The sequence below is a fragment of the Microcoleus sp. K1-B1 genome, assembly GCF_036704705.1.
In the GTDB taxonomy this organism is placed as follows: Bacteria; Cyanobacteriota; Cyanobacteriia; order Cyanobacteriales; family Microcoleaceae; genus Microcoleus.
Genome location: NZ_JAUBSH010000030.1, coordinates 41,583 through 60,659, shown reverse-complemented (window position 1 = coordinate 60,659; position 19,077 = coordinate 41,583). Strand labels below are relative to the sequence as shown.

At 46.6% G+C, this 19,077-nt stretch carries 16 protein-coding genes; 9 read left to right on the top strand and 7 right to left on the bottom strand.

Translation table 11 applies throughout. The features are described 5' to 3' along the window. Positions 1-167: 167 nt before the first annotated feature. Positions 168-473, bottom strand: coding sequence for a hypothetical protein (locus tag QUA83_RS13640; RefSeq protein WP_333293656.1), 306 nt, complete (start codon positions 471-473; stop codon positions 168-170). Positions 474-584: 111 nt separating this feature from the next. Between QUA83_RS13640 and QUA83_RS13635 the strand changes: the two genes are divergently transcribed. Both QUA83_RS13635 and QUA83_RS13630 read left to right on the top strand, forming a co-directional pair. Next, positions 585-881 carry a CHAT domain-containing protein gene (locus QUA83_RS13635; protein ID WP_333293655.1) on the top strand — a complete coding sequence of 99 codons (297 nt, stop codon included), beginning with the start codon at positions 585-587 and terminating at the stop codon, positions 879-881. A 164-nt stretch (positions 882-1,045) separates the two neighbouring features. Next, complete coding sequence (locus QUA83_RS13630; RefSeq protein WP_333293654.1) at positions 1,046-2,053, top strand: tellurite resistance TerB family protein; 1,008 nt, start codon at positions 1,046-1,048, stop codon at positions 2,051-2,053. 339 nt (positions 2,054-2,392) lie between these two features. Here the strand turns inward: QUA83_RS13630 and QUA83_RS13625 are convergent, their stop codons facing one another. The 3 genes from QUA83_RS13625 to QUA83_RS13615 form a co-directional block, all read right to left on the bottom strand. Continuing rightward, complete coding sequence (locus QUA83_RS13625; RefSeq protein WP_333293653.1) at positions 2,393-2,953, bottom strand: RNA-binding protein; 561 nt, start codon at positions 2,951-2,953, stop codon at positions 2,393-2,395. 1,018 nt (positions 2,954-3,971) lie between these two features. Further along, positions 3,972-4,244, bottom strand: a complete 273-nt coding sequence (locus QUA83_RS13620; RefSeq protein WP_333293652.1) for a hypothetical protein — start codon at positions 4,242-4,244, stop codon at positions 3,972-3,974. Positions 4,245-4,266: 22 nt separating this feature from the next. Continuing rightward, the gene (locus QUA83_RS13615) at positions 4,267-6,840 is read right to left on the bottom strand and encodes a zinc metalloprotease HtpX (RefSeq protein ID WP_333293651.1); all 2,574 of its coding nucleotides are present in this window, start codon (positions 6,838-6,840) and stop codon (positions 4,267-4,269) included. A gap of 295 nt (positions 6,841-7,135) precedes the next feature. Here QUA83_RS13615 and QUA83_RS13610 point away from each other — a divergent pair, with 295 nt between their 5' ends. The 5 genes from QUA83_RS13610 (at position 7,136) to QUA83_RS13590 (ending at position 11,924) form a co-directional block, all read left to right on the top strand. Beyond that, positions 7,136-10,072, top strand: a complete 2,937-nt coding sequence (locus tag QUA83_RS13610; RefSeq protein WP_333293650.1) for a hypothetical protein — start codon at positions 7,136-7,138, stop codon at positions 10,070-10,072. 256 nt (positions 10,073-10,328) lie between these two features. Further along, positions 10,329-10,559 carry a DUF433 domain-containing protein gene (locus tag QUA83_RS13605; protein WP_242725088.1) on the top strand — a complete coding sequence of 77 codons (231 nt, stop codon included), beginning with the start codon at positions 10,329-10,331 and terminating at the stop codon, positions 10,557-10,559. Beyond that, positions 10,559-10,894 (top strand): DUF5615 family PIN-like protein, encoded by a 336-nt coding sequence (locus tag QUA83_RS13600; protein ID WP_333293649.1) that lies wholly within the window; start codon positions 10,559-10,561, stop codon positions 10,892-10,894. Before QUA83_RS13605 ends, QUA83_RS13600 begins: the two co-directional genes overlap by 1 nt. Positions 10,895-11,163: 269 nt before the next feature. Next, positions 11,164-11,514 carry a hypothetical protein gene (locus QUA83_RS13595; RefSeq protein WP_333293648.1) on the top strand — a complete coding sequence of 117 codons (351 nt, stop codon included), beginning with the start codon at positions 11,164-11,166 and terminating at the stop codon, positions 11,512-11,514. Continuing rightward, on the top strand, positions 11,511-11,924 hold the full coding sequence (locus QUA83_RS13590) for a PIN domain-containing protein (protein WP_333293647.1): 414 nt from the start codon (positions 11,511-11,513) through the stop codon (positions 11,922-11,924). The genes QUA83_RS13595 and QUA83_RS13590 overlap by 4 nt, the downstream gene beginning before the upstream one ends. A 174-nt stretch (positions 11,925-12,098) precedes the next feature. Here QUA83_RS13590 and QUA83_RS13585 read toward each other — a convergent pair whose 3' ends face one another. After that, positions 12,099-12,554: a hypothetical protein gene (locus QUA83_RS13585; protein ID WP_333202986.1), complete on the bottom strand. Its 456-nt coding sequence runs from the start codon at positions 12,552-12,554 to the stop codon at positions 12,099-12,101. Between the two features lie 167 nt (positions 12,555-12,721). Beyond that, positions 12,722-14,350, bottom strand: coding sequence for a peptide chain release factor 3 (prfC, locus tag QUA83_RS13580; RefSeq protein ID WP_333050296.1), 1,629 nt, complete (start codon positions 14,348-14,350; stop codon positions 12,722-12,724). Positions 14,351-14,448: 98 nt separating this feature from the next. On the opposite strand from prfC, the gene QUA83_RS13575 reads away from it, so the two are divergent. Next, complete coding sequence (locus tag QUA83_RS13575) at positions 14,449-14,793, top strand: DUF4870 domain-containing protein (protein ID WP_333067728.1); 345 nt, start codon at positions 14,449-14,451, stop codon at positions 14,791-14,793. Between the two features lie 755 nt (positions 14,794-15,548). Here QUA83_RS13575 and QUA83_RS13570 read toward each other — a convergent pair. Next, a complete protein-coding gene (locus tag QUA83_RS13570; protein WP_333293646.1) occupies positions 15,549-18,509 on the bottom strand; it encodes a CBS domain-containing protein in 2,961 nt (986 codons plus the stop codon). A 316-nt stretch (positions 18,510-18,825) separates the two neighbouring features. Between QUA83_RS13570 and psbZ the strand changes: the two genes are divergently transcribed. After that, a complete protein-coding gene (gene psbZ, locus QUA83_RS13565; RefSeq protein WP_190735314.1) occupies positions 18,826-19,017 on the top strand; it encodes a photosystem II reaction center protein PsbZ in 192 nt (63 codons plus the stop codon). Positions 19,018-19,077 lie beyond the last annotated feature (60 nt).

Below are 19,077 nucleotides of genomic sequence, written 5' to 3'. Positions count from 1 at the left end.
CGTTGAGCTCAATCGTTAGACCGCAAAAATTACCTGTGTGGACGTAACCCGGAGGTTAATCGTGAGGCACAACTGATACAGGTTTGTGAAGGTACTGCAAAAAACCCGGTTTCTTCAAGAAACCGGGTTTTTATCTATTCGATCGCCCTCAACCACATCTACAATTACTACAAGGTAGAAGTGCCACTTAAATCGCTACTTGTTGGTAGCTGAATGGGACTCGGATTCGCATTGAGTAAAAGGTCAGCTTCCTTACCAGAAGTATTAGCAGTAAGATCGATCGCACCACTAACACTCGCAGCTTGCAAAGGAAGAATTGGCTGAGTTTGAGCGCTGGTTAGAGATGTTAACAATCTGTTAGAGTCGTAGATGAGAATGTCATCATCGATGCCGCTAAAGCTGTTCATCATTGGAATTGAACCGCCGTTTAGCAAGATGTCATTGGGGATAGTATTGGCAGAATTTACTGTCAAACTACCTGGATAAGTCGCTGCTATTGACTGTTGTAAGCTGAGTGCGGGCGCGGGAGTCGTGTTATTGGGCTGACTAACAGCAAAAACCGCAAAAAACCGGTTTTTTTTGGTTTGGATGCGTCCAGGACTATAGGATTTAAGGGCGATCGACCTTACAGGCTTAAGAATGTCGCCACTTTAGCGCTGATGACGCAGTTTTATGGCAATTTGCGATCGCAGCCAATTAAAGCTGAAGCGCTCAGAAAAGCTCAACTGGCAATGATCCACAAACAAATTGTAGTAAAAGACGGTCAATTGCGGGGAACTCAAGGCGCGATCGACCTTACTCAATCGGCACAAGTACCAAATGCAGATTTCTCACACCCGAAGTTTTGGGCCGGATTCACAATAATTGGCAGTCCTTGGTAAATTAATTGGAGATTTGATATTCACCAGTGGTAAGGTGTAAGGCTAGACGCACCCTACATTGACTGGGGGAATTTTGCAAAAAGTAAATGTATCCCTGACTACTATCTTTTTATGTCATAAATTTGCTATGAATAGCAAAACTAAACACTAGCGGGGCAAAACCTGTGGGCAAGTTTGATAAAATATTCAATTCAGAAGACCAATCCGAAGCAAGCTTGACTTTAGAAGAATGCGTAGCAGCGGTAGCATTTGTGGCAGCGGAGGCCAATTCCCCTGATACGGATGCTGATATCTTAGAAAGCATACTTTGGGAATCCGAAATATTTGCTGAATACTCGGAAGATGATATGTCAGCAATGTTTCAAAGACTCGCCGGTATTGTGGCCCAAGACGGTTTAGGAGCATTATTTAATACTGCTTGCGAATCCATGCCAGATGAGTTAGTATTGGATACTTTTGCAATAACCGCAGCAATGTTTGTCGCAGATGGCGAAATATCTCAGAAGCACCAGGCTTTTCTTCAGGAATTCCAGCAAGCATTAGGTGTGGAAGACGAGGAAGCAGCAGAAATTATTGAGGATGTAACTGCTGCTTACTCGGAAGTAGAGGGCGAAGAGTCTGATTTCGATGCCGCATGGTACGTATCTCCTGAAGGCAATTTTAGCGTTCCCATTCCAGTTGACGAGGAACGAGGCGGTAAAATTGATGATCAAGAAGGTTGTGTCGCATTTTCAGACGACTTTGGCGTTTTGCTGAAAATAGATTATTTCCCTGTTGCTGGTGAAGTGGAAGAAACAATCGAGTCGGTTGGCGAGGAAGGTTATCTCAAGTCTTTTCTCGACAATTTTGTTTCTCAGGCAATTCTTGCTAATGTTCCCAATTCTAAGTTACTCCACGCAGAATATTTAGAAGATGAAGAAGCTTATTTCGTGGTTTTAGATTTGCCTGGGGGTGCAACTATCAGCGTTCAAGAAAACGATGGCCCTCTGACTCGGTTGGATGCTTACCGGGGACTTATGGCTTTTATTGCTGACGATTTTTGCTACACGGTAAGCTGTCAACGAATTTATCAGGAGGGGGATGAATTGGGTTCCCTGGAGTCTGAAGTTGAGGGAATTATGAACAAGATTTTTGAGTTTATTGAGACAATTGAATTTGGGCCGATCGAATAACCAGGAATTATTTAGGGGAGCTAAAAACCGGGTTTCTTTCTAAATGTTTCGCTGGTTAACTCTATATTTTCAGAGAAACCGGGTTTTTTGCCAACCATTCTCAGGATATTACATCATGTCCGGTCGATCGACCAAAATCAAACTGGTTGGTAGTGAAGACTTGAGTTTTCATTACTTGCCCGATCGCGGTTATTGTACCGCACTGCTAGATATTAGAGGTTTTTTACCATAAAAGAGTGCGATCGAGAACAGGGTTTTTTGACCCCTTCTCGATCGCACTTCCAGATACATTCAGTCAACCACAGTCGAGAGGCAGCAGCAATTAGCCGCCATTTTCGACTAATTAGTAGTCTGAGCTTCCACCAATCTTTGCTTGAGCTCTTCCAGAGCACTCGCCCAGCGCGGATCTGGCTGCACCGAGCCGGAATCAGCGCTCGACACCGTTGCTGCTGACTGATTGCGGCGAGACTTGTTGTTGTCACCCCGACGGCGATTGCTTTTGCTGGAACCGCCTCCACCTTGACTAGGGGGAGCCGAGCGCTGCTGTTGCTGTGGCGCAGGTACAGGCATAGGCACAGACGCCGATGCCGACACCAACTGCGGTGACTGCGGCGACTGCTGATCGTCTTCGCCCTTCTCAGATTTACCCTTAGAGCGGGGCAATGCCTTCTCTATTTTCAGCGGGTTTTCTTTGAACATCAAGCCGTTATATTTCTCAATAACTTGGTCGGCTTGTTCGTCGGTTAGCACCGTCACAAAACCGAATCCTCTGCATTTTCCAGTTTTGCGGTCTGTAATTACCTTGGTGGTAACAGATTCGCCCTCCGGTGCAAAAACTTCTTGCAATTCTTGGCGATCGAGTTCCTTGGGTAGATTGCCAACATAAAGACGAATAGACATGAAAAATTCCTCCCGACTTGGATTTTAATTAATTTGCTCGAACAGAATTACCTGAAGTCAACTGAATATTGACTTCAGGGAAACACCACATAACCGGAGAATTGGCGCATTCCTCCCACCAACCTTGACAGCTCCCCCCACCTTTTAGAACAAAAAGATGATTTACTCTGATAAGGCCGGAACTTAACCGCCGATGCAGAGAGCTTTTAAATCTCAGGTTGTTGTGTAAACTTTTAGTCATCACTCAAATGTTTAGGCTATTGGCTATTCTGTATTACTTGCTTCCGGTTTTGATTCAGAATGTTTATAGCCAGCGCCGTCTAGAAATTTATGTCCAAGGATGTCAATTGTAAGCGATCGGAATGCCAGTATTCAGTTTAATACAGTGATGGATAAAATGGCTAACATTTTTTCAGCCAGTAATCTTACCTCGTTCCTAATCTCGCTCCTAATGCTGAGAACTACTCACTTACCCGCTATCCCTTAAATCCGGCCCGGCAGAGTCCGAGCATTCTTTAAAGGTATCACAGCCTTGGTAACAGAGCTAGTTATTTAGGAAGATTTCAGTCTGAATTTAACGGAAACCACATCTGAATCACTTTTGAGAATTCATCCGGCACAGCAAAAATAGCGATCGAAAAAAAACAGCCGACAAGCGGCTGGCTGTACTTGCTGTGTTGGGATGTTGACAATTTTTACGCAATGCCTTATGGGATTTTAGCCAACTAAAGTTATCGCGCTGTTTGGTTCAATCCAATTGCTGTAAACTAATGTAACAGAATGCTGGCAAAAAAGCAACTTTTCTTTACGAAGGAAGAGGCAAGAAGGAAGAAGACTGTAGGCATTAGTGTCAACTTAAGGCTGAAACCCCTGATAAATCTCGCTTTTACCTAAGTCTAGATCCCCCTAAATCCCCCTTAATAAGGGGAGTAGGGGTTGACTTTGAGGATATTTCTTGTCCCCCCCCTTAGTAGGGGCGGTGCCCCCGTGCCCGCCCTTGGCTAGGGGCGATCGAACCCTAATCGTCAAACAGCAGACCGGTACTACGTTTGACGTTACGTTGACACCAATGGATAGTAGGCTGCGCCACCAGCACCGAGAACATCGCCCATCCGCTGTTTAACTCAAAACCGATCGAGGCTGCCCGTTGAGACCGATTCACCTGAGATGTTGCACCATTCTCAATAAGCTGTTTATGAACAGGCAAGATGCCTGTTCCACAAGAAAATGCACTCTTTGTGGAACAGGCATCTTGCCTGTTCTTGAGAATGGTGCAAGATGTGAGATCCACCCCACAATCGGACAACTATTCCTCACCTTGGGCCCTGGATAATGATGTATGCGCCCCAAATTGCAGCAGCAAAAGCCAAAATCGCAGACCAAATCGGATGTCCGCTGTCACTAATCCTCCCTCCTTGACTGCGGAGACTTTCAAGGTCGATCGCCACAGTAGCACCCCGGCGCAGCCAACCAGTCGCCACAACAGATGTTCCGATCAAATCGCTAGGGCGAGTAGTCTCTTTGAACAAAAATGGCCACAAAGAGCCAAGGTAGCCAAACCTCGAAACATAGTGCAACCTCACCAAACCCGTCGCCGTCTGCAAAATCAAATCTTGTCCCAGCCAATTACTCATACCCGATCGACCCAAAAGTTGCCCTTCCAGCCGCACCGGTTCAGCATCCAGCGGCAAACTATCGGGATTTGACAAAATTTCCGGCAAACTCGGCGAAGCGGTTTCTCGCGGTATAATATCCGGGAAGAAATAATTGATCCGCATCAAAGTACCGATGCTAAATCCGATCGGCAAACAGCCCCAAAGAATCGATCGATCGCCCCACAGCCAATCCAACTGCCAGATACTCGTCCTCGAAAAAATCCCCCCAATCAGCCAAAGCACCCCGACTATCGCCAAACTCATCGGAATTCCAAAAAACGGCGCACCCTGTAAAAATAGTTTTGAGTCTTTAAATTCGAGTATTGACTTCAACAGAGACAATTTTCCTTTGCGGGGTTGTTCTGGCACTCCCGCGTTTGCCAAATCTAACTCTGTCTCTAGCTTCCAGAATTGAGCATAAAGAGCCAACAGCTTCAAACGCTCTCCCAGCAAAGGATGCGCGCGGTTAACCGTCAACCAATTGCGCTCGCGATTGCTGACATCCCACAGCAAAATCTGTTCTAGCGGCGCGTGTAATGCAGCAGAACCAAGGCTTACAGCTTGTCCAACGCCTACAGGTAACAATAGATCGAAACTTTCCAGGAAAAAGCTAGTTTGTTTTTGCTGTTCGATATTATCAGCAATGCCGATCGCAATTTTAGACAATGCCCGCGTCAAACCGTTAGGATTCCCCGTAATTTCCGCAGCAGTGCGATCGCTAAAATATACTCTGCGGCGCGACAGCCACAACATCGGCCAGCGCAACAACTTATAAATCCCATAACTCGTAGCAGAAATTGCAGCGGCCACAAATTTGACAGCAGAACGCAAAAACTCGATCGTCATTAAATCACACAACCGCTCTTGCCAGTGCGCCACCTGCCAATAAATCAAGTAAGGAATCTGAATCACCAGCAGCGCCAGCGACATCGGCGCAAAATCCCAGTGAGAGATATGGCCCAACTCCCGCGCGAAAATAGTAGCAATTTCATCATCCGTCAATTGTTCCAACAGCCCCCGACTCACAGCAATCCGAGCAAAACGGGGCAAACCGCCGTAACTGAAAGCTACAGGAACATTCAGCGGCAAGAGTTTCAGCACCGGCACCGGCATATTTTGCTTGCTACAATAACTTCGCAGTACCCGGCTAGCTTCTTTGCTGTGCTTGGATAAAACTGACCCGCGCAGGGTTTCGATGCCGCAAAAAAGTTTCAGCAGCGCGTCTATCAGCCAGGGAGACGAGGCCAAAAGCAATCCAAAAACCATCTGAACAAACGGAGTTGGATCGCGGTAAAAAAGCTGAATCGGCGCGAAAATAGGCAGTCTACTGAATATGTAAAGCTGAACCAACAGAGAATTAGTGTTTGTCAGCAGGAGTTGCAGGACAAACCGGGCTAGGAAAAATAGGGCGATCGCACTTGCAACGGCTTGTATCCGAAACTCCAGCAACTTCAGCGGTTTGAGCGGGCGCGGGCTTTTGGCGCGCCCGGTGTCGCGCCAAGTGAGTTGGTAAGTATCTGGGCTGGCGACTCCGGGGATATCTGTTGGGGAACCGGAACTATTTTCGCCGCTAATTTCTGCGGTATCGGGTGCGGTTTCTGTCGAGTTTTCCGGTTCGGAAGTCTGGCCTGTGGGGGGTGGAGGTGGCGGGTAAATATGTTGCGATTTGGCGTTTCCAGACCCTACAGTCGGCTCTAAAGGTAAAAATCCTGTTTTTTTATCTGCGGTCGGTCGTAGCGAAGCGGGGCGTAAGCCATCGCCCCCAATCGATTTTTTCGGTGATTTTGTTCCGGCATCAAAGGCGACAAAGCCTGTTTCGGGGGGAGTTTCTGCGGATTTTGGTTTATTTTCCGGTGGTTTTGGGGGGCGAGGGGGGGTTAATTCTGTTAAAGCGCGATCGGCCCAAGTTTTGACTTGAGGGTTGGGACTTTTGGCGAGGGAAGAGCACAGGGCGATCGCCTTTTTGACATTACCGGTGGCTTTGTACGCAGCCACTAACCCCATCTGCGCGCGGATTCCCGACGACTGATTGGCGGCGGTTTGGGTAACGGATTCTAAAAGGGCGATCGCGGTGGGGTAATCCTGCTGTTTCAAAGCTGCTAGCCCAGCCTCTAGAGACTGTTTTGCAGATGAATCCGCCGGATTTGGATTAGTGGGAGGTGCCATGACTGTGCTTTCGCTAGCGTCCTTTCTAAGATAGCTTGGCTGGTCGATCGATAGCTGTTCTAACACAGCTATATTTCTCTGTCACCATTTGTTGCAGTTTCTTCGGCGGTTGAAACCGCTTAATAGTCAAACTTTCGGCCACTCTCAGCGGACGATCGTTGCGATCGGGCAGGAGTTTAAACCCCTGCCTCAAAGTTAAAGTCTTCGCTATGAAGACTGAAGATTTATGCTAAATCCGGGTTAAATACTTCCTTTATCTCTTAGTCCGCGAAGGCGGACTTTGTTTGACAAGAAGCGATTTCAATCGCCGATTCAATCTAATTTTTGCTTATAATTAAATTAACACCTCACCCGCACACTTATGCCAATTGACGACGAAGATTTTGAAAGCGAATCAATCGGGGACGATCGCAAACTCCAACTCTTCACCGACAGATACGAATTTACCCGCCGATTTGCCTTTTATTTAAACGAAGACCCGCCTCCAGAACAAATTTTGTATTTTTTCGGGGATGGAGGCAACGGCAAGTCATTGCTGCTAAAACACTTGGAGTTTCACTGCTGCAAAAGATTTGCACCGGAGGTGTGGCAAAAATGGCGCGAACTCCCTGACTCGCAAGCCGCCGAAGTTGCTAATTTCGTCCGCTATGCAGCAGCTAAAACCTACACTCCCATCCCCGCAGTCAGGCACGATTTCGGATTGATACCGATTAAAGAAGATAAACCGCAAGATAGATTTTACGGCTTGCTGATGCTGCGGCGCAATATTGCAGCAGCCACTAAGAAATATAAATTTAAATTTCCAAATTATGACTTTGCTTGCTTTTGGTATTTGCTGAACAAAGGCGAATCACAGGCAACTCTCAACCAACTTTTCCCCGATGATATGGCGGAATTGGTGGTACCTATAATTGAAACTTTTGCAGATTTTCCGGTGGTGGCGCAAGCTGTAGCGGTGCTCAAAGGGATAGATAAATTGGGCGGGATTAAGCGGGCGATGAAATTAATTCAAAATCGCTTGGGCGTCAGCGATGAAAAGGCGGAGGAAATTCGCCGTCTAGATATTGATACTGAGTTAACCGACTATTTGCCGAAATTGTTTGCTGGGGATTTGAATGCGGCAATGGCTGGCAAAAATAAACCCGATCGCCTCGTGATGCTGTTCGATACTCACGAGAAAATGTGGGATGAAAAACGCAATTCTCAAGGCGCAACTTTTTGGTATCAAGATGAGTGGTTTCGGCGGTTGTTGAGGGCCTTGGATTACAAATTGGGGATTGTAGTTGTTGTGGCGGGGCGAGAGTGTCCGGTGACGCAATTGCGGTGGCCGAATGCGTCGAGGTTTCCGATTCCTGAAGATTATATAGATGCACAATTGGTGTGGCATTTGTCGCCGGATGATGCGAGGGATTACTTGCACAAAGTGAAGATTGACAAGACAGATTTGGCAGATGCTGTGATTAAATATGCCAGCGTCAATCCCGACGATCCTTGGGAAAATTTGCAGGTACATCCGTTTTATTTGGGTTTGTGCACGGATGCGGTGCTGGCAGAAAGAAAGCGGGGAATTGAGTTGATGTCGTCGGATTTTGCGCGGATTCCGAAGTTGGAAAACAAGACTGCGGAATTAACAGATCGGTTGCTCAGTTATGTCGATCGCGAAGTGCGATCTGCCGTGCATTCGCTGAGTGCTAGCCGCGCTTTTGATGAAGATTTGTACGTGAAATTGGGATCGGGTTGCCACTTCCAGGCAAGCAGTGCAAATTTTGAGATGTTGACGGGTTTTTCCTTTGTGTGGAAATCGCAGAAGCGGGGGGATAACTGGTATCGGATTCACGATTTATTGCGACGATTGGATGCCGATCGGGACGATCCGAAAACTCGCAAAGCTCATGAAATTTTAGAGCGGCATTACCGAGAAGTGGGGAATGTGGCGGAGGCAATTTTTCATGCTAATCGCTTGGATTGGCAGCGAGGTGTAGAAGAATGGAAAGAGGTGTTTGATGAAGCTTTGGAAAAAAGTCGCTATGGGGAATGCAAGTCGCTGCTGGAAGTTAGAGATGAGTTGTGGATTAAAAGTGATTATTGGCTTGGTAGAGTTTCGCGATCGGAGGGAGATTACTATGCTCAGTTTGCTCGATATGTAGAGGCAAAACAAGAATATTTAGAGGCAGTTGCAGCCTATAATTCTGCTTTACTTATTGCACCGGATGATATCAATGCTCTCAACAACAAAGGGAATGCGCTGCAAAGTCTGGGTAAATTGCAAGCAAAGCTAAGTGAATTTGAGGCAGCAAAACAGTCTTACTTTGAGGCGCTCGCAGCCTATAATTCTGGTTTACTTATTGCACCGGATTTTATCAATGCTCTCGCCAGCAAAGGGATTGCGCTACTACGTCTGGGTAAATTGCAAGCAGAGCTCAGTGAATTTGAGGCAGCAAAACTTTCTTACTTTGAGGCGATCGCAGCCTGTAATTCTGCTTTACTTATTGCACCGGATTTTATCTGTGCTCTCAACAGCAAAGGGATTGCGCTACTACGTCTGGGTAATTTGCAAGCAATCCTAAGTGAATTTGAGGCGGCAAAACAGTCTTACTTTGAAGCGCTCGCAGCCTGTAATTCTGCTTTACTTATTGCACCGGATGATATCGCTGCTCTCAAAAACAAAGGGAATGCGCTGCGAAGTCTGGGTGAATTACAAGCAAAGCTCAGTGAATTTGAGGCGGCAAAACAGTCTTACTTTGAAGCGCTCGCATCCTGTAATTCTGCTTTACTTATTGCACCGGATGATATCGCTGCTCTCCACAACAAAGGGAATGCGCTGCAAAGTCTGGGTGAATTGCAAGCAAAGCTAAGTGAATTTGAGGCGGCAAAACAGTCTTACTTTGAGGCCATCGCTGCCTTGAATTCTGTTTTACTTATTGCACCGGATGATCTCGGTGTTCTCAACAACAAAGGGAAGGCGCTGTTAAGCCTGGGTAAATTGCAAGCACAGCTAAGTGAATTTGAGGCGGCAAAACAGTCTTGCTTTGAGGCGCTCGCAGCCTTGAATTCTGTTTTACTTATTGCACCGGATTATATCGCTGCTCTCACCAACAAAGGAAATGCGCTGCGATGTCTGGGTGATTTGCAAGAAAAATTATTTGAGAGACAGGAAGCACTCAAGAATTGGCAAGAGGCGCTGGAAATGTTCGATCGCTCTTTAGCCATTGCTCCTAATCGCGATTCTGTTCGCAGTGGCCGCGATGCGCTGCAAGAATCTCTCAATAATTTTGGTGAGGATACTGTCAGCAGTTAGCTCGATCGCAAGGAGTAAAAACGCCGCATTAAGGAGGAGGATGTGTCGAGTTAACTTACACCGAAAGTTCACAGGATTTACGCACTCCGACAAAGAAACCGGGTTTTTGGTCGAATCTGCGAATCACAACGAATTATTCAAGGGAAAACCCGGTTTCTGGCTACCCGTGCGTCAGCCCTCAAAGAAACTGCGGGGTAAGTACCGATCGCTATTTTTTGATGCTAAAATTGAAAACAGTAGCTAAAGGAAAAATGCCATGTCAGAACAAGACATCGCTAAGATCATTACGATCGAACCGGGTAAGCGAGGTGGTAAACCTTGTATTCGAGGTATGAGAATTACGGTTTATGACGTGTTGGAATATCTCGCTTCTGGGATGACTTATCAAGAAATCCTAGAGGATTTTCCCTATCTCACCCAACAGGATATTTTAGCTTGCTTGAGTTTCGCAGCTAAACGAGAGCAGTTTATGTTAGTTGTTGGGTGATGAAACTACTGTTATTTGACCAAAATCTCTCTCCTCGTCTTGTCAATCTCCTTGCTGATATTTATCCAGATTCCGCTCATGTTGATGCAATTGGATTACCTACCGCACCCGATCGCGAAGTTTGGGAGTATGCTCGTCAGCATGACTATATTGTCGTTACCAAGGATGCGGATTTTAGCGAATTGAGTCTATTGTTGGGATTTCCTCCGAAGGTAATTTGGATACGGCGCGGAAATTGCTCGACGCGGGATATCGAGAGGCTACTAAGAGAGAACTATGATGCGATCGCAGTTTTAAGTGACACTCCTAATAGCGGTATTATCAGTTTATTTTAACTCATATCTTGCACCATTCTCAAGAACAGGCAAGATGCCTGTTCCACAAGAAAATTCACTCTTTGTGGAACAGGCAAGATGCCTGTTCCTAAACAAGTAATGGAGAATGGTGCAACATCTCAGTTTTAATAAAAACGTTTAAAGAAACCTGGTTTTTGGCCGCATCTACGCATCACAACCAAGAATTATCGAAAAAACCCGGTTTCTGGCCACCCGCGCGTCAGGCCTAAATTTGCTAAAATAGACCCAGAAAATATCAAAATATAAATATGAACGAATCCCAAATACCGCAAATTCCTTGGCTGCCATTAAGCCGAGAAGCCCACAAACTATCAGTTACCGACAGATTAGCTCTAGTCAACGCGATTGTTGAGTCCATCAGACAGGAACTCAGACCCCGCCAACCTCTGCTAGATGACTTTGTGGAACCCATGACGGGGCTAGCAAAAACTGATGCACCACCCGCAACAGATGCCGAAATTAAACTCAGATTGCGGCCCGATCGCAAAGGTGCGGCCAAGCGACTCAGAGGCCTAGCAAAAACCGATACGCCACCTCCAACAGATGCCGAAGTGGCAGCCATGCTAGAAGAACGTTTGGTGGAGAAATACCTAAAATGAAGGTATTAATAGACACCAACATTATCCTCGATAGTTTGCTAGAACGAGAACCGTTTGTAGAGGATGCTGATGCTTTATTTGAGGCGATTGAAAATGAGCAAATTGAGGGATATGTAACGGCAACAACCTTAACAAATATCTTCTATATTGTCAGAAGGCAAACTCGCAGCCTCGATCGCGCTAGGCAAGCTATTGCTGAAACACTAGCATTAATGAAAGTATCTGCCGTCGATCGCCACGTTTTGGAAATAGCATTTGCATCTAATTTAACCGATTTTGAAGATGCCGTGCAGTTAGCTTGTGCGCTGTCAGATAACTTGGAGGCGATTGTAACCCGCGATGCAGGAGATTTCGCCGGCGCGACCTTACCAATTCTCTCACCTAAAGAGTTATTAGAACGTTTGAGATAAGCTTGTAGGGTGCATCAGTCTTCAGTTTACTCATAAAAATTAGGGTTTTCCAACTGACGCACCTTACGAATTGGGCGACACTCCGACAAAGAAACCCGGTTTTTGGCAGAATCTACGCATCACAACGAATTATTCAAGGGAAAAACCCGGTTTCTGACCACCCGCGCGTCAGCCCTAAGACTTGATACCTGATGGCGCATAATTCTTGCCCTTTTCCGATTCCAGGTATTGCTTGTAAGCCACTTCATCGCCACCAAAAGAATCGATCGATACCTGTCGTTTCGGCATCGATTTCAGAGGAGCATCGATCGGGCTATACCGACAGTAACACATCACAATTACGTCATAGTCGCTCATCGGAGTTGGAATATCAGGCGTGTATGTTTGCACCCGTACAACTTCCCAATCGCTGACGCGATAATGAGTATTGTGCGCGTGCTCGTTTGGATCGTGTTCTGACTCCACCCGCACAAATTCTACAGGGCGATATCCCGGTTCAGGAATCGGTTCCTCAGAAGAATCCCAGTTTTCTGCAATGATAAAAGTTAGAGCTTGGCTGTGTTGGAGTTTTCTCTGTCTCCAGCCTTCATCTTCACCTGACTCAGCTTGAAAAACAATGTATTTTTGCATTACTCTTCCTCCTTTTCTTCGAGATAGTTTCGATCGCCTCCTTCATCTCTTTAATCATTCACATAACTTACGCACTCCGACAAAGAAACCGGGTTTTTTACCGAATTTACGGTGTGTAATGCGTCTTCTCGTAAAAAAACCCGGTTTCTGGGTTCCATGCGTAAGCCCTACTCCTCGCTAACAGCCAAACCAGACACCACAGGGGCGATCGCATTTAACTTCAAAACAGGATGCTCCCCTTCCACCTGGCGGCAATTCCACTCATTTCTAAACAGCAAAACCGGCCTTCCCCAAGTATCTTTCACCGTCACCGTATTAAACAGCCGCCCAACTTTTTCCAGCGCATCCCAACCGCCGTCAACCCAACGAGCTACACTGTAAGGCAACATATCGATCGTCGTTTCCACATTATATTCCGACTGCATTCTGAACTGCACAACTTCAAATTGCAACTGTCCGACTGCCGCCAAAATTGGCTCGCGTTTCGACTCATCAACCGAGTACATAATTTGCACTGCGCCTTCTTCCTGCAACTCCGAAACGCCTTTGCGGAACTGCTTAAACTTAGAAGGATTGGGATTTCTCAAAAAAGCAAAAAGTTCGGGAGAAAAACAGGGAATCCCTTCATATTCCAGTTTTTGACCGGTGTAAATAGTATCCCCGATCGCAAATACTCCCGGATTGTTCAAACCGATCACGTCGCCCGGATACGCAACCTCGATCGACTCGCGATCCTGAGCAAATAACTTTTGAGGCCTTGACAAACGCACCGTTTTACCGCTGCGAGCGTGAGTCACGTTCATGTCCTTTTCAAACTTGCCCGTACAAACCCGAATAAACGCCACCCGATCGCGGTGTCGCGGGTCCATATTCGCTTGCAACTTAAACACAAACCCGGTAAAGTCTTCATAAGTTGGGGGCAAGTCTCCGGCGCTGCTCTTGCGGGCGATCGGCTTCATAGCGTAATCTAAAAACGCATCTAAAAACAGTTCGACCCCAAAATTGCTCATCGCGCTGCCAAAGAAAACTGGCGTCATTTTTCCAGCCCGAACTAAATCTAAATCGAGTTCAGTTCCCAACTCATCCAGCAGTTCTAACTCTTCTTTGAGCTGATAGTAAAGGTCTTGTTCCAACAAATCTTCAATGCGCGGATCGCCCAATTCGATGACGGTATCAACAGCAGCACGAGAACCGTGCTTAGCCCGCTCGAATAAGTGAATTTTGCGCGCCCTGCGATCGAAAACACCTTTAAAGCGATCGCCCGTACCTATAGGCCAATTTACCGGATAAGTCTGCAACCCCAATTCCTTCTCAATTTCGTCCAACAAATCCAAAGGTTCTCTGCTAGGGCGATCGAGCTTATTAAAGAAAGTAAAAATAGGCAAACTTCGCAGCTTACAAACTTCAAATAACTTCCGAGTTTGCGGTTCCAAACCCTTAGCAGCATCCTCAAGCATCACTGCATTGTCAGCCGCCGCCAGAGTTCGATAAGTATCTTCGCTAAAATCTTGGTGTCCCGGAGTATCGAGCAGATTAATGTGATATTTTTTGTACTCAAACTGCAAAACAGTAGAAGTAATAGAAATTCCCCGCTGCTGTTCCATCGCCATCCAGTCAGACGTAGCGTGTCGCTGGGCCCGCCGCGCTTTCACAGAACCTGCTTCGTGAATTGCACCTCCGTACAGCAGCAGCTTTTCTGTCAAAGTAGTTTTCCCCGCGTCGGGGTGCGAGATAATAGCAAAGTTGCGCCGGCGCTCAACAGCAGTTAGCAGTTCAGTTTCGAGTTCTGTTGTCATCACAATTAGGTAGGGGAATCATCACCCGATCGCCATTATAGCCTGTGCTACAGTTGCTATTAAAGGTAAAATTATCAATAAAGTCAAGGAAAAGTAATATGTACGACTCTGACAAACGGAAGCTGCTATCACTGGTGTGCCACGGGGCGATTTTTTTCAGCACGTTACTGTTCTCGATCGGAGCGCCGATCGCTGTATTGTTAGTATCAGATGACCCCGTTGTCAAAGAAAATGCCACAGAAGCGATCAATTTTCACCTTAATGTATGGGTGTACAGCGCCGTAATTGTGGCGTTAACTGTCGTCACTTTCGGTCTTGCTGGCTTTATCCTAGTGCCCCTAGGTTATCTGCTACACTGGGGACTGACAATAATGGCTATCCTCCACGTTTTGCAAACTCCTAACCAACCTTACCGCTACCCTTTTATTTTCCGAATAGTTTAGACAGCAAATCGCGCTTCACAATCGATTTCAACAACCCGATTTCTTTAAGCAGAAACCGGGTTTTTAATTGTTTTCTAACTCACATTAAAACTTCAAAAATTAGAGTCCAATCAACTATTAATTATGGTATCTTCGCCCTGTTGCAGCGCTGTTGTGAACGCTAAGTTGATCTTCCATTGATGTCGGTTCCCACACTATGCTACCGCCTTTGGGTTATTTCGCAGAGTTAAGGCGGATGTTCGATCGCTCGGAACCATCATTTTTGCTTTAGCTGTGCTATTTTTGCATCGGGCGATCGTTTTAGGCAAATGTTCCACCAATTCTATCTCTACCAGGTGTATTAAAACTTAATACAATATTTTTCCAATAAAAATCCCGCTCTTGTGGAACGGGAAAGCCATCAGGGTGCATCTATATATATTTCACTATAACTTATAGGGGGTATAACCCCTCGTAGCTTTATCGAATCTTTACAATCACAAAATTTTTGTAAAGATTGAGGTTTTTATTTGACTGATTAGCGGTTTTATGAAATTAAAATGGAAAATGCTGACATTTATAAAATCCAGTGAGTTTGCAAGGACAATTGCGATTAAACCAGGAGCGCGCTGTTTTTTCACCTTAATTCTACAAATATCAATAATGTGCGATCGCCTGGTTAGGCTGTTTAGGATTGAAAACTCAAAATTTAGTAGAGTGCGTCAGCAGTTAGCTAATCAATTAGAGAAAAAATAACGTGCTGCTGACACACCCTACTAAGGTTGAGGATAACGTTGTGCTAAGAAAGAGATAGCAGCAGCCCGATCGCCCAAATCGCCATCCAACCTCGCCGCCAACAAATCATCCAACATTCGTTTAAACCCAGGCCCCGGCTTATAACCCAAAGCCTTCAAATCGTTGCCATTTAAAGGCGGTTCAACATTCGCCAATTTGGTCAGATATTCCCAAATTTGGCGGCGTGCACTTCGCGGACTTTGCAGGGCGATCGCAATTAACACCGGCAACTCATAATTTCTCAACAGCAACACCAATTGACTCGGCAACTCGCACTTAGGCAAATTCTCTGCTAACTGCTTCTTTCCGGCTTCCAACACTTCCAACCGCTTAATACTGTCAGCAGGTAACTGAAGATTTGCAGCCACCTTGCCGCGATATTCCGGTGCTAAATAAGCTATCAAAACTTCCAGCCGCATCTGCCAATCGGGAATATTGATAATGGGGAATGGGGAATGGGGAATGGGGAATGGGGAATGGGGAATGGGGAATAGGGAATTATCTCTTCCTTCTTCCTTCTTCCTTCTTGTCTCTTCCTTCTTCCTTCTTCCTTCTTCCTTCTTCCTGACATCCGTTACATCCGTTACATCCGTTACACAATCCGTTGCCGAACTTCCTTCTTCCTTCTTCCTTCTTCCTTCTTCCTTCTTCCTTCTTCCATTCAAACACCGATCGAGCAAACGCAGTTGCCGCCACAACTCCCGATCCAACTCCAAACTAGGATGAATGCAGCGCAAAGCCTGCAAATCTCCCAGCATTTGCAAAGCAACTTTCCAGTAAGGAGCTTGCAAAATGTATTTCAATTCGCTTTTGAGCCGAGTTTCCAAAGCCGGAGCTCGGCCGTTTTCCCCCTGAATTCGGTAATAAATCCCGCTGGCCAAAGCATTGCGGATGTATCCTTCCGTCTGCGGCTCAATTTCAAATCCTAACCGCACCGCAAACCGCACAGCGCGATAAATTCGCGTCGGATCTTCGATAAAACTATTGGCGTGCAAAACTCGAATTTGCTTCGATTCCAAATCCAGCAAACCGCAAAAAAAATCTAACAATTCGCCACTGCGAGGAACACCCAACCGCACAGCCAGCGCATTAATTGTAAAATCCCTGCGGTACAAATCTTGGCGAATTGAACTCGCTTCAACTTCAGGATTTGCAGCCGGATAAGGATAAAATTCAGTGCGAGCCGTAGCGATATCCACCCACAGCGAGCCGAAAGCAGAGTCTTTGTGCCACAAAAGCGCGGCGGTTTGAAATTGACCGTGAACGTCCAAACGCGATTCGGGGTAAAGTTTTTGCAGCGATGAAGCTAACTCGACACCAGCACCGGAATCGTCGGAACCGCACTTTCCATCCACAACCAAATCGATATCTGTTAGCGCCAGTGTATCATCCGTGGCTAATAGTAAATCCCGGACTGCTCCACCCACAATATAAAGTTGCCAGCCGCGATTTTGGGCAATATTGGCGGCGATCGACAATAATTGCCATAATTCGGGACTGATGCGCGATCGCAACAACTGCTCAACCGATTCGGACACGGCACAATAAGAGAATTCTGCATTACTTCCCCTGTCTCGCGCTTTTTGCTGGTGCAATTCCCGCAACACATCAGTCCGAGTCACAATTCCCACCAGTTGACCGTTTTCCAATACTGGCAAGCGCCCGATATCGTATGTCACCATTAAAGATTCAATTTCCGGCAGCAAGGTATCTGGGGCGATCGTTTTTAACTGCGGACTCATGTAACCCTTGACGGGGGCGTGACTGAAACCGTGGTGTAGGGCAATGTCAATGTCGCGGCGCGAGATAATGCCGGCAAGTCGATCGCCCGCATCCACCACAGAAAGCCCCGAATGTCCGTAACGTAGGAGGATACGGTGAGCTTCCCCCACCGAGGTTTCCGGGCGAATACTCCGCACTGGAGACGACATTAATTCGCGCGCTGTTGGAGGATGGGGAATTTGAGTTTTGAGTTCGTCAGCTAACTGATTTAAAGTCAGCAGGGGGTCAACATCGCGGGTGGCGAGGGAAGCGGCGCGGGCGTGGCCTCCGCCGCCGAAGGGTTTGAACAATTCGCTGAGGTTTGTTCCTTCGATGCGCGATCGACCGATAATAGTTAATCGATTGGAAACTGGCGATTCTGAAGCGATGTTGCGGTTGTTTTCGTTTTCGCTAAATTTATAAACATTACCTAACAGCAGAGCATCGGTTTCAGTTAAATCGAGCAAGCGAGAAGCCAGCGAAGAAAGTCCCGGAACGTAAGCTTCAGTAGACAGCAGCACCCAGGCTATGCTGTAACCGTGCAAAGTTTCCGATCGCAAATTATTCAGCGCTTCTCTCAGCAAATCTTGCAATTGAGGAGACAAACCGGGTTCTACATATTCAGCGATGACCCCCAAACTCGCTCCCTGTTCCATCAACCAGGCCAAAGCTATGGCATCTCGCGCAGTTGCGCCCTCAAAGGTAAGGGAACCTGTATCGACGTGGATGCCGAGGGCCATTACTGTTGCTTCCGAAGGCAGAAGGCGGAAGGGTATGTCGCTGTTTTCTGCTTGATTTTTGAGCTTTTCGACAATTAATGTTGTGCTGGCTCCGACTGCTTCGATCTGCGTAACAGTAGCGGGGATGTCTGAATGCGCCTCTAGGTGGTGGTCGAAAATAGCAATTTCCCTTACTTGTGGCAAATCCAGCCACTCGGCGGCTTTTCCCAAACGATCGCGCCCGGAGGCATCAACTATAGTAATCGATCGAATTTGTTGCGGATTGACCGATCGGCGTTCAATCAGTGGGTACTCGTCGCGGTGTAGCGCCAAAAAATCCCGCACTGTCGGGTGACATCCGCCCGTCAATACGATCCTGCTACCGGGGCGCAGCACGCAAAGTCCCACCGCCGCCCCCAAGGCGTCAAAATCTGCTGTTGTGTGGCACAAAACTAAGTCCATAGCCGAAAATCCCGCATCTCTAACTCAAACAGTAGCAATTTCTCGCCCTCTGAAACCGGATGTGTCGATCGGGCTTTAAGTTAACCTTTCCAGTTTTCTGTGCTGTAACGAACAATGATAAAATTGATAAAAATCTTAAGAGCCGCTGATGCCTGTTCGCGCAACGCCCGAATTTGCCTGGGTTCTTTCGTATCAATCAACCGACAATCTCCCGATCAATTATCGGGAAACTGTCAAAAACTAGAATTTGGAAGATTTTTTTCGGTTCTGGGAAACTATTTCCGATCAACGCACGGTTATATCGAAAGGAGAAAAGATGTTATCAATTCTGTTTCAAGTGGTTTTACTGGGTCTGGTACTGCTGTCTTTTGTGATGGTCGTTGGCGTGCCAGTTGCTTATGCCTCTCCCCAAAACTGGAATCAGTCTAAATCCCTGATTTATGTCGGATCGGGTCTGTGGTTTTTGCTGGTTATTGCAGTGGGTGTATTGAACTTTTTAGTCGTTTAATTTCACCCAAGTCTATCGAATAAAGAAGGTAAAAGATAGAAGGATGAAGGCATTCACCAG